This is a genomic window from Psychrobacter sp. L7 (genome assembly GCF_002810365.1).
GTDB classification, from domain to species: Bacteria; Pseudomonadota; Gammaproteobacteria; order Pseudomonadales; family Moraxellaceae; genus Psychrobacter; species Psychrobacter celer.
Genome location: NZ_NEXR01000002.1, coordinates 25405 through 38139, shown reverse-complemented (window position 1 = coordinate 38139; position 12735 = coordinate 25405). Strand labels below are relative to the sequence as shown.

The following is a 12735-nucleotide window of genomic DNA, read 5'->3' as shown; positions in this document are numbered from 1 at the left end:
TACATGATATTTTTACTCACGATATCACGTATTGTCACGAATCCAAAAGTAACATTAGTGTTATTTTTTGCCCGAAAGCCAAGTCTTTGACTTCGCGAGCGTTTATTAACTTAATATTTACAAGCTATAAGATATCATTCACTGAATCTTGGCACCTATTATAGCAACAGTACGCGGCAATATCAGTTACTAAATGTTATGGACGATACAACCTGTATAGCAATTGGTTATTTATCGAGCCACGCTATCTGGTTGTTTGAGCTTAACCGGTATAATAAATGGGCGGATGCGAGCCACTATGCATGCCTACTCTATTTAGTCTACCGCATTTACTGGTAACGTCTTTTTTGTCCCTCGACTTGATGGAATGATTTTATGAGCACTACCACAGACCGACTATCTGGTCACCCCGTACCATCGCCAAATGAGATGACCGCTGCCAGCCAGTGGGTACTCGCCAGTAATAACAAAGGCAAGCTTGCTGAGTTTAAACGCCTATTTGCGGCGGCAGATTTGGATGTGACGATCGTCCCACAAGGCCAGCTCGGTATCGATGATGCCATCGAGGATGGATTGAGCTTTGTAGAAAACGCCATCATCAAGGCGCGGCATGCCAGCCGAGCCAGCAACCTGCCTGCCATTGCAGATGACTCAGGATTATGCGTGCCCGTATTGGGCAACGCGCCTGGCATCTATTCGGCGCGCTACGCAGGCGAGCATGGCAATGATGCTAAAAACAACGCCAAGCTCATCGCTGATTTGCAGCCTATTCGCGCCGCCTCGCCAGATACGCCTATCAAAGGCATGTTTGTTTGTGTGCTGGCGATGGTACGCCATGCCGATGACCCGCTGCCGATTATCGCCCAAGGTCTGTGGCATGGTGAGATCTTGCAGGCAGCGCAAGGCGACGGCGGCTTTGGTTACGACCCCCTGTTTTGGCTGCCCAAGCTACAAACGACGGCCGCCAGCCTGAGCGCCGCTGACAAAAACAACATCAGTCACCGCGGCCAAGCCATTCGGCAGTTATTGGCGCAGCTAGCGCTATGACAGTTGGCGCGCTCTAAAATAGCGTTAGCGCTACTGATGCATGTCATCAAACATGAGGTAAATAAAGAACGCTTTATAGGTAAACAATAGGCAAACAGATAATTTTTACTTTAATAAACAGATAGATTATACTGTTCTACTTTTAAAATTTTGTTGAAGGCCGTTATTTGCCTGTATAATTCAGCAAAAAGCGTTATTATGCGCGGCATAAACGGTTTATTATTGATATTTGATAGCGTGTACTCAAACGCTGCCTGACGGCGCTTGGCCTTATGGCATTGGCGCAGTTAGGTTATAGGGACGCCTGAGGCGATTGCTTAAAGGCCAGCTGAGCGACTGCGCGCTATCACTATCCCCTATTTATTCCAACGGCAATCAGCAGCACACGCCCGTATTTTGAGGTGCGATTGTCTATCATTATTATTTAACCCTAAAGGTGTAATTAACATGGCTACAGATTTGCAAGTCACAACCAACAAGCTATCTAATAAAGAGACTCAGCTGACGGTTAAAGTCCCCGTAGAAAAAATCCAAAACAAAGTAGAAGGCCGCATCAGCCAAGTGGCGAAAACCGCCAAAATCGACGGTTTCCGCAAAGGCAAAGTGCCAATGTCGCACATCCGCTCACAGTACGGTGCTGGCATCCAGCAAGAAGTGATCAACGATGTGATCCGTGATACGGTCTTTGAAGCGATCAAAGCTGAAGACATCCGCGCCGTTGGCATGCCAAACATCGACGACGTCAAACTAGAAGACGACTTTTTGGTGTATCAAGCCACTGTTGAGATCTTCCCAGAAATCGACGTACAAGGTATCGATGAAATCGAAGTTGAGCGTCACACGGCGACCGTCAGTGACGAAGACGTCGACACCATGATCGAAAACCTGCAAAAGCAGCGTCAAGAGTATGTTGAAAAGAAAGGCAAAGCAGCCAAAGACAACCAAGTGACCTTTGACTTTGAAGGCTCTATCGACGGCGAAAAATTTGAAGGCGGCTCAGCGGAAGACTTCAAATTGGTCATCGGTAGCAACCAGATGATTCCTGGCTTTGAAGCGGGTATCAAAGGCATGAAAGCTGGCGAAGAAAAAGTCATCGATGTGACCTTCCCAGAAGATTACCAAGCAGAAAACCTAGCCGGTAAAGAAGCACAGTTCAAAATCAATGTAAAATTGGTGGAAAGAGCCAAGCTACCTGAAATCGACGACGAGTTCCTAGAGCTATTTGGCGTGACCGAAGGCGGCGTTGAGAAGCTAAAAGAAGACGTACGCAAAAACATGGAACGCGAAATCAAAAACGCTGCGCGTAGCCAAGTCAAGCAAGCGACTTTCGATGCATTGCTAGAAAAGAACGAGTTTGACGTACCAAACGCCATGCTAGAGCAAGAAATCGAGCGTCAGCGCAACATGATGATGCAGCGTTTTTCTCAGCAGTTCGGCGCCAGTGCTGACAGCTTTGACAAAGACATGCTGCCAAATGAGCTGTTTGAAGAGCAAGCGCTACGTGCTGCCCGTCTTGGCATCATCGTCGCTCGCGTCATCGACACCAAAGGCCTAGAAGTCGACCAAGAGCGTGTCGAAAACTTCATCAAAGAAGCGGCCGAAAACTACGAAGACCCAAGCGAAGTCATCGAGTACTATACCAATGACAAGCAGCAACGCGCCAACATCGAGTCTGTGGTACTAGAAGACCAAGTGGTCGACTATTTGATCAGCCAAGGTAAAGTAACTGACAAAGAAGTCAGCTACCAAGACCTGCTCGCCGCTCAGCAGCAGCAAGCAATGTAATCTTGCTTAGTCGTCCAGCCAGACCATTATTATCATCGCTAAGTACGGGTGATCATTGGTGACGACGGCCAAGGTAATACAAAAATGCCCTAACCATTGTGTTAGGGCATTTTTCTTGGTAGATAGTTACTGATGGATAGAGTGTTGACGCGTACGCCCACACTGACTGACTTTTTATCGAGTGTTTTTCATCCTCGTTTATGACCAACCCCTTGATAAATGGTTGCAGACGCCTTATTAATAGACAGTCATTTATCAATTTTCACATTAAAAAGTTACTATTGCCTTAATAAAAAAGTTACCATTAGCTCAATTATTTTTTAGCGACACCTAGATGGTTTTATGGCATCTGGCTCGTACTAGGTATAAACGGCCGTATTTACAATGATAAGCCGTCAGCAAAACTTGGCCACTCGCTACCCTCAAACCCTTTATTTTATGGACTTATACATAGGACATCTTTATGACAGATTATGATCGCATCACCGCCAACCCGCATTTTGATATGTTGATGAGTGCGCACAACGACGTACAAAACATCCAAAGCGCTCCGCAATCTGCTTTAGTACCCATGGTGGTCGAGCAGTCTTCACGCGGTGAGCGCTCGTTTGATATTTTCTCGCGCTTGCTGCGTGAGCGTGTGATATTTTTGACCGGTCAAGTCGAAGACCACATGGCCAACCTTATCGTTGCTCAGTTGCTATTTTTGGAAGCAGAAAACCCAGACAAAGACATTCATTTATACATCAACTCACCAGGCGGCTCAGTCAGTGCCGGTTTGGCAATTTTTGATACCATGAACTTTATCCAGCCTGAGGTATCGACCATCTGTATGGGCGGCGCGTATAGCATGGGTTCATTCCTATTGGCAGCAGGCCAAAAAGGCAAGCGTTACTCACTTGCCAATGCACGCGTGATGATTCACCAGCCATCAGGCGGCGCGCAAGGTCAAGCGACCGATATCGAGATTAATGCCCGTGAAATCCTCAAAATCCGTGATCGCCTAAACCGCATTTTGGCTGAGCGCACCGGCCAGCCGCTTGAGAAGATCGAAAAAGACGTCGAACGTGACTTTTGGCTAGATGCGCAAGAAGCCAAAGAGTACGGTCTGGTCGATGAAGTACTAGAGCGTCGTCCGACTTCGTTGTAGGCTTTGGGCGCCGCGCCATCATCGCGATATCCGCAGCCATTTTGTTACATTTTATGCCTGAGCACTTGCTGTTTGGGCATTGATGGACATACTCAGAATACTTATAAGCTTTAAATTTTAGGAGCGCCTTTTATGGCAGAAGATAACACCCCACAGTGCTCATTTTGTGGCAAAGCCAAAAGTGACGTACAACAGCTCATTGCCTCTGACGACGCCAATATCTGTAATGAGTGCATCGAGCTATGTACCGACTTAATCGCAGACAGTGCCGAGCAGAGCGACGATAGCGATATTGATACCTCGTGGGTCAATAAAAAACTACCAACGCCAAAAGAGATACGCGCCAAGCTTGATGAGTATGTCATCGGGCAGGACGCGGCCAAAAAAGCCTTGGCGGTGGCGGTTTATAACCATTATAAACGCCTAAAAGTTAGCCAGACTTTGGCCAATGATAACAAAACAGCCAAGATTGGCGCTGATGATGCCATGGTTGAATTGGCAAAAAGCAATATCTTGCTGATTGGCCCGACCGGCTCTGGTAAGACACTGCTCGCGCAAACCTTAGCGCGCCTGCTCGACGTGCCTTTTGCCATGGCCGACGCCACTACCTTGACCGAAGCAGGCTACGTCGGTGAAGATGTCGAGAACATCGTGCAAAAACTACTGCAAGCGGCTGACTATGATGTGAGCAAAGCTGAGCAAGGTATCATTTATATCGATGAGATTGATAAAATCAGCAAAAAAGGCGACAACCCGTCTATCACGCGCGATGTATCGGGCGAAGGCGTACAGCAAGCCCTGCTCAAGCTAATCGAAGGCACAGTTGCTGCTATCCCGCCTCATGGTGGCCGTAAGCATCCACAGCAAGAGCTGATCCAAGTCGATACCAGCAACATCCTCATCATCGTTGGTGGTGCGTTCGCTGGCCTCGACCAAGTGATTCAGCAGCGTACCGAAAAGGGCGGTATCGGTTTCAATGCGGATGTCAGCTCAAAAGACGACAGCCGCCGTAGCTCAGATTTGCTTCAGCAAGTCGAGCCTGAGGATTTGATTAAGTTTGGTTTGATTCCTGAGCTGATCGGTCGTCTGCCGGTACTTGCCGCGCTCGAAGAGCTGGATGAAGAAGCGCTGGTGCAAATCTTGACCGAGCCAAAAAACGCGCTGGTCAAACAGTACAAGTATTTGTTTGATATGGAAGGCGCTGAGATTGAGTTTACCAAAGAAGCCCTCGATGCCATCGCCAAAAAAGCCATGGAGCGCAAAACAGGCGCGCGTGGTCTGCGCTCTATCGTAGAAAACGCCTTGCTAGAAACCATGTATGAGCTACCATCGATGAAAAACGCCAAAACCGTGATGGTCGATGAGTCGGTCATCAATGAAGGCAAAACGCCTAAAATTGCTTAATCTGAGCATGACTGAAGATAGCAGGACAAGTGGTAGGCTATCTTGATAACAATCCTAAAAAAGCGTCTAGCAGCAGTGCTCAGGCGCTTTTTTGTGTCCGCTCGTCTGTATGCGTAAATATATATGCCCAAGCGCACAAAAGGCGTATAAAAGACCATAAAAAAACCCATAAAAAATGACAGCGGCGTTTATCAAACCTTATCAGGGTGCCGCATAAATCATGCTAAGGTAGATTATCCATCTAAGCCCATATCTTTGGTAGCGATAGCGCGCCTGCGATATGCGGTTTAGATACCCACTAATAATGATGATGACAAAGGATTGTTTATTATGCGCAACCACATGGCCACTATGGCAAGCTCACTACGCCGCCACCTTCCTATCGCCTCTCAACAAAATCACGACATCGCACCATACTATCGCGATCATGTCGCTGCTATCACGGGCGCAGGCTCTGGTATGGGGCGTGAGCTGGCCATTCATTTGGCAAAAATGGGCTGTCACCTTGCCCTATCTGATATCAATCCTGAGCAGCTGGCGCAGACCAAAGCGCTGCTCATCGGCTACGATATCGACGCTTGCACCACAGTACTTGACGTTTCCGACCAAAAAGCCGTCGCAGCCTGGGCAGAGGCAGTGATGAATGAGCACGGCAAAGTCAATTTTATCTTTAACAATGCAGGCGTGGCGCTGTATTCTACCGTAGAAGGCAGTAGTATCAGCGAGCTTGAATGGGTGATGGATATTAATTTTTGGGGCGTGGTCTATGGCACCAAAGCATTTTTGCCTTTGATTAAAAATAGTGTCAAAGCCACTGAAACGGACAATAGCAATCACACAGACAAAAACGCCCGCCAGTTTTCTAAGCATGGTCATATCGTCAATATCTCTAGTCTCTTTGGACTGACCGCCCAACCCTCACAATCTGCCTATAACGCCAGCAAGTTTGCAGTGCGCGGCTTTACCGAAAGCTTGCGCCAAGAGCTCGATATCCAGCGCTGCGGCGTATCAGCGACCTGTATCCATCCAGGTGGTATCAAAACCAACATTGCCAATAGTGCACGCGGTAATGACAGCATCAATGACATCGGCATGCGTACTGGCCCCAAAGCCATCAGAAGTTTTAATAAGTTTTTGAAGTTCGATGCCAGTGAGGCCGCTTGGCTTATTTTGCAGGCGGTAGCGACCAACCAGCGCCGCTGCCTGATTGGCAACGATGCCAAAATGATCGATGCCGTACAGCGCGTCTTTCCCTCAGCATATAGCCAGATACTAAACGACGCCAACAAACTCTCACGTAAGCTCAAACCGCAACGTGCCAAAAAACCCAATCATGGCAGATAACTTTTTCTTGTTCTATTTGGAGTCGCCTCTCTATAAAACAGACACAGTACGACTGGGGGCAGTTTTGCGTCGCCTCTGTCGGCGTAGTCGCAGCAAGCAAAATTGACACTCATCGCATATGAGACAGTTACCTACTGATTGTACTTAGAATTGACACAAAAAGGCGCTTAACCCATGTGTGGTTAAGCGCCTTTTTTCGGTTTGTCGCTATCGATAGCACTGCGTTTATGATTGGCGATTTTGACCTTATTTGCGAGTAGACGCTTGCGCATAATCTGTGACACTTTACGTATTTATATACTTTAACACGTTATATTTGCTACAATTATGTTTCTAGCAACTTACTGCTTATTATCTATTTATATTGTTATTTACCAGCTAAATATCCGGCTTGATTTTTTATTGATGCAGCACTTATTCCAGACATAGATTAGGCACAGTTCTATCAGCATGACGGTTAAATTACCATATAAATACATATTCAGATATTATCTTTTATAATAAGGATATTCCAGTGAAAAAATTTCTAGCAATACCGTCGCCTTTTTTGTTGGCGACTATCGTGGCTGTCGGTGCCACTGGCATCACGGCCTGTAGCGACTCAGAGACCAAGGCGGTGGACCGTGTCGAAGAAGCAGAAGCCCTCGCACGCGTCAAATCGCTTGAAGCACGCGCCGCTGAGATTAAAAACGACATGGCCGCAAACCCCGGTGCCAAACTAAACATCAGCATGCCAGATGAGTCGACCATCCCTGATAATGAATATGGCGCCGCTGTCCGCCGAGGGTTGGAGCTTGCCAATCACACGTACCGAGAGCTGCCAAATAACGTCGGCAACAAGCTCAACTGTACCAGCTGTCACTTAGCCAATGGCTCAGAAGCCTATGCCGCACCGTGGAATGGGCTACCGGGTATCTTTCCGATTTACCGCTCGCGTGATGCTCGCGTCAACTCGCTACAAGAACGGGTCAATGGCTGCTTTCAGCGTTCGATGAACGGCACGCCACTGGATCTAGATTCAGAGGAGATGAATGCCTTTATCTCTTATATGACATGGCTATCGCAAGATATGCCAATAGGGGTATCGCCAGAAGGCCGTGGGTTTGTCAAGGTCGACAACACGCTGACCCCAGACCCCGTCAAAGGCAAGGAGATATTTGCCAAGACCTGTAGCACTTGTCATGGTGACAATGGTGAAGGTCAATACAATGACGACGGCACCTACGTATATCCTGCCGTCGCTGGTGAAAATTCATTCAACGACGGCGCAGGTATGGCGCGTACCTATAAGGCAGCAGCTTTTGTCAAAGGTAAAATGCCGTTTGGTCAAGGCAATACCCTAACCGATCAAGAAGCCATCGATGTGGCCAGCTACTTCACCCACTTGCCGCGCCCAGTCAAAGCCAACAAAGACAAAGATTGGCCAAAAGGCGGAGCGCCGGTTGATGTACGCCGTTAGTAAAGTTCAATGGTTTAGACAATAAAAGCACTCAGATAAAAAGCCCAGCTATAAATAACTGGGCTTTTTTGCGGTATGCATAACCATCATAGTAGTGCTTAAGGTAGCTTCATATCACCTTCTACCAGCCAGCCCATACGGCGCATCACATAAGCGACCACACCGGCAATCACGGCTGGCAGCACAAACATCAATAACACAATCGCCGTCCATAGCTGTGCTGTGCTCATCAGTCCTTGCGAGGCCTCGATGACGCCAAATACCCCTACCAGCCCCGCCGTACCCATGCCAGCGCCAGTTGCAGTACAGGCCAGCCCAAAACCGACGGTCGCAATGGGGCCGACAATGGCGCTTGCGATGACCGCAGGCAATAGCACCAATGGTTTTCTTAGTACATTGGGAATCTGCAGCATGCTGGTGCCAAGCCCCTGAGAGATCACCCCGCTCATGCCGTTGTCCTTAAAGCTCGCTACCGCAAAGCCGATCATGTGCGCCGCGCAGCCCACCACCGCCGCACCGCCTGCTAGCCCGCCAAGTCCGATAGCAATGCATATAGCTGCGCTGGAGGTGGGAAGTGTCAGCAAAATACCCACCACCACAGCTATCACAATCCCCATCAATAACGGCTGCAGCTCAGTGGCCGCCTGAATACCTTGTCCAATAGCGCTGACGGCAGCGACGATGGGCGGATTCAGAAGGGCACAAACCAGCAACGCCACACTACATACCACCAATGGCACCAATAAGATATCGAGTTTGGTTTTACCTGCGATCCATGTACCAGCGCGATACGCAAATACCGATGCCAAATACGCGCCAATCGGATTGCCGGGTATGGCGACAAAAGTCGCAGGAGCACCTACCTGAGCGGTAAATAGCGTCCCTGCCATTAGCGCCTCGGAGTGGGCACCGAGCATACCAGCGACCAAGCAGCTGAGCATCACCAGCGTCGGTGCTTTTAGATAGTACGCAATACCCACGCCGATACCCGCCCCCATCATGACTGAAGCCAGCTTGCCGACAGCCACCAGTGCTGGCAAATGTAACCAACCACCGATTTGCGAGATAATAAGACCAGCTATCAAGGTGACAAACAAGCCCAACGCCATGCCAGTAAAAGCATCAATAAAATACTTTTGAAAAAAAGCCTTAATGACACCGTGGGGTGCTACTGCGTGCGATACAGTCATAGCCATGCTCTTTGTAATTTTTGGAGATAAATTGCGGTCAAACAAGGAAAATAGCGCCGTTAATATCGTGATATTGACCAGCTATTTGACGATGTTTAGCAAAATTTGGCCATTTTAGCCCATTTAGATAGCTATCGAGTGATTTGAAGACATGCCCTAAAATAAACGATAAAAAAGGCGTCGCTCGTACCAGTAAGCAACGCCTTTTTTATAAACGAGTCATCCTCCTAAGCTGCCGATGCTAGCGGCGCTGCTCGACGATGATAGAGTCGATGCCGTTATTTTGTAGGCGCTGCTGGGCGGTGGTCACCGCTTGACGATTATTCATCGGCCGTGAGATGACCTGATAGATGGGCAAACCATTACCTGTGGTGTTTTTTACCACTCTTGCATCGACACCTGCCATCAGTACTTGGGCGCGGCGACGATCTGCTTCATCAGCATCACCAAAGCTATTGATCTGCAAAATGTAGGTAGCTGCCGGTTTGGCAGCCTGTACGCTAGCGGTCCCGGCACCTGAGTTATTGCTACGGTTAGCGCCATTACTATTGCTAGTAGGCGCAGGGCCATCGTAAGTGGCGTCTTCTTCGACAATGACAATCTCATCACTGTTTTCGCCAGTTGCCGCGCCATTGCCTTGATTAGGCGCTGTCGCTGTACCATCCGCGATACCGAAATTGCCTGACTCATCCTCACGACTGGCGCTACTATCCTGCGGCTGAGTGACGACCACATCCGGCTCAAAGGCATTGATATCGCCTATTGCACTGTTGCCCACCTCGGCGATGTCTTCATCAGGAATCGTCGCCATTTCTTGACTGGGCAATATGTCATAAAACTCATAATCACCATTATCCGTGTCAGTATCGACACGCGGCTGTACCTGACGGTCTGGGTCATCGCCGGCGGCACTATCTGCTGGACTAAAATCAAACAATGGCGAGAGGTAGATAAACACCCCAATCATCAAGGTCAGTATCGCCCCGACGAACATCCATAATAAGCCTGACACACTACTGGTTTTGCGCTTTTCGGTCGCGCCTTTAGGTTTTTTGGCTAGCATGGATCTGGTTCTCCCTACTGAATTTAACTATCATTAAATTACGCTTATCAGCCGTCTCTTTATACTACATGCTAGACGGGGCAGACAACCCTAACAAATTAAGTCCGTTGGACAATACTTGACGCACCGCTTTTGACAACCGTAGACGCGCCTGCATCAATGCCATCTCATCAGTGCTCGGTGTCTCACCTGATGTCAAGCTCACCGGCAAGATGCGGTTGCTGTCGTACCAGCCATGAAACAGCGCCGCCAGCTCTTTTAGATAATTGGTCAAGACGTGCGGCTCATAGCCAGTCGCCGCGCGCGCTAAGGTCGCAGGATAGCCTGCTAGCAGCTTGATCAACTCATCTTCGTTCGGAGCGCTTAGCCTCGTTTGCTGCGCTTGACCAATGGCATCATCTACCACGAAACCACTGTTTTCAAGCTTCTCTAACACGCGGCAGACACGCGCATGCGCGTACTGAATGTAATAGACTTGGTTGTCTTTACTTTGCGACTTGGCCAGCTCCAGATCAAAGTCCACATGCACTTCAGGCTTACGCGCCACATAATAAAAACGCGCCGCATCGTTACCCACCTCAGAGCGCAGCTCGCGCAAGGTGACAAATTTGCCTGAGCGTGACGACATTTGTACTTTTTCACTACCGCGCCATAAGGCCACAAACTGTACCAATACCACATCGAGGCGCGCCTCATCGATGCCAAGCGCAGTCAGCGCCGCTTTTACCCGCGGGACATAACCATGGTGGTCTGCGCCCCAGACGTTGATGACTTTATCAAAGCCGCGGTCAAACTTGTTTTTGTGATAAGCAATATCAGAGGCAAAGTACGTCGTTTGCCCATTGGCGCGGCGTACCACTCGGTCTTTTTCATCACCAAAATCGGTCGATTTAAACCAAATATTGCCATCTTTTTCATACAGATAGCCTTTGTCGTCTAGTATCTGTAAGACGGGCTCGATCTCGCTATCGATTGAGCGCTCGCTAAACCAGCACTCATAACGCACCCCAAAGTCATTTAAATCATCTTTGATATCCGCCAAGATACTGCTCAGCGCCGCGTCTAAAAACAGCTCATAACCCTCACCTAGCAAGGATTTGCTATTGGCAATCAGACCATCGATATGCGCTTCTTTGTCGCCTGATACCAGTGTTTTTTCACCATCGGCATTGGTATCAAAGATAGCATCTGCTGGTACGTCTTTGGCGACGTCAGCGAAAGGATGAACGTAGCTGTCACCATGCTGCACCTTTAGAGTCTGTGCGATATCTCGGACATACTCGCCTTGATAGCCATTGACCGGAAAAGTCACCTGCTCGCCATTGATCTGCAAATAACGCAAGTAGGTGCTGGTTGCCAAAATATCCATTTGGCGACCGGCATCATTGACGTAGTATTCACGCGTGACGTCATACCCCACCGCCTCTAGCAAATTGGCCACGCTCATACCGAACGCTGCGCCGCGACCATGACCGACATGCAGGCTTGAGGTTGGGTTGGCAGAGACAAACTCGACTTGGATTTTTTGCCCGGCAAATTGCTCGCTTAGACCAAAGCGGTCTTGTAGCTCAAAGATATCTGCCAATACTGCAAACTTGGCATCGCTGTTCAAAAACACATTGATAAAACCAGGGCCGGCGATTTCGACTTGGCGAATGTCTTGATTATCAGGCAACGCGGCGACGATTTTTTCAGCCAGCATACGCGGATTACTCTTAGCTGCTTTGGCTGCCGTCAGCGCGATGTTACTGGCAAAATCACCATGGCTCAAATCCTTGGTACGGGTAATCTGGCTATTGTTTTGCCAATCAGCAGGCAAGATGTCTTGCGCCTGTAAGGTTTGAACAGCTTGGTCAAATAATGCGGTTAAGGTATCGATTTGGGCTTGTGACATAGGGTATAAACTCAATTAAATAAACAACAAAAACGGTATAAAACATGACGAATGCGAGCAGTCGATATGGGATTATTATAATAACGACAGGCTAGGCAAAAGAGACATTAATACTAAAAAACAAGTAACCTATAAATATAACAATCTTTGTGCTGTATTGCACTATTTACGATGAAATTAGTGTCAAAATACAACACTTTAAGCCCAATTTGCCCCTCACCCTTGGCTATCTGATAAAGACGGCGCGCACTGCGCTAAGCGTGACGAAACATCGAGCATTATGATTGTAGCGTTACTGTTGTCCAAGGCTTTGTGGTAGTTTATACCCAGTACATTCCACGCTATAATGATGGTTTGTATTGCTGTCTTGCTGTAGTGAAGCAATACGTCCCACCTGAG

General features: G+C 48.4%; 9 protein-coding genes. 6 read left to right on the top strand and 3 right to left on the bottom strand.

The window, feature by feature from the left end:
- Positions 1–429: 429 nt before the first annotated feature.
- From rdgB to CAP50_RS02805, 6 genes are all read left to right on the top strand, one after another.
- A complete protein-coding gene (rdgB, locus tag CAP50_RS02830; protein ID WP_241900637.1) occupies positions 430–1047 on the top strand; it encodes an RdgB/HAM1 family non-canonical purine NTP pyrophosphatase in 618 nt (205 codons plus the stop codon).
- Positions 1048–1494: 447 nt separating this feature from the next.
- Positions 1495–2832 carry a trigger factor gene (tig, locus tag CAP50_RS02825; RefSeq protein ID WP_075102528.1) on the top strand — a complete coding sequence of 446 codons (1338 nt, stop codon included), beginning with the start codon at positions 1495–1497 and terminating at the stop codon, positions 2830–2832.
- Positions 2833–3343: 511 nt separating this feature from the next.
- A complete protein-coding gene (gene clpP / locus CAP50_RS02820; RefSeq protein WP_172953052.1) occupies positions 3344–3982 on the top strand; it encodes an ATP-dependent Clp endopeptidase proteolytic subunit ClpP in 639 nt (212 codons plus the stop codon).
- Between the two features lie 132 nt (positions 3983–4114).
- On the top strand, positions 4115–5386 hold the full coding sequence (gene clpX / locus CAP50_RS02815) for an ATP-dependent protease ATP-binding subunit ClpX (protein WP_100749003.1): 1272 nt from the start codon (positions 4115–4117) through the stop codon (positions 5384–5386).
- A 330-nt stretch (positions 5387–5716) separates the two neighbouring features.
- Entirely contained in the window at positions 5717–6730 is a 1014-nt protein-coding gene (locus CAP50_RS02810; protein WP_100749002.1) for an SDR family NAD(P)-dependent oxidoreductase, read from the top strand.
- A gap of 514 nt (positions 6731–7244) precedes the next feature.
- Entirely contained in the window at positions 7245–8189 is a 945-nt protein-coding gene (locus CAP50_RS02805) for a c-type cytochrome (protein ID WP_100749001.1), read from the top strand.
- A gap of 98 nt (positions 8190–8287) precedes the next feature.
- On the opposite strand, the gene CAP50_RS02800 is transcribed toward CAP50_RS02805, so the two are convergent.
- The 3 genes from CAP50_RS02800 to argS all read right to left on the bottom strand — a co-directional run bounded on the left by CAP50_RS02800 (position 8288) and on the right by argS (position 12336).
- Complete coding sequence (locus CAP50_RS02800; protein WP_100749000.1) at positions 8288–9379, bottom strand: PTS transporter subunit IIC; 1092 nt, start codon at positions 9377–9379, stop codon at positions 8288–8290.
- Between the two features lie 241 nt (positions 9380–9620).
- A complete protein-coding gene (locus CAP50_RS02795; protein WP_075102523.1) occupies positions 9621–10442 on the bottom strand; it encodes an SPOR domain-containing protein in 822 nt (273 codons plus the stop codon).
- 64 nt (positions 10443–10506) lie between these two features.
- Positions 10507–12336, bottom strand: coding sequence for an arginine--tRNA ligase (gene argS, locus CAP50_RS02790; protein ID WP_075102522.1), 1830 nt, complete (start codon positions 12334–12336; stop codon positions 10507–10509).
- Positions 12337–12735: the final 399 nt, after the last annotated feature.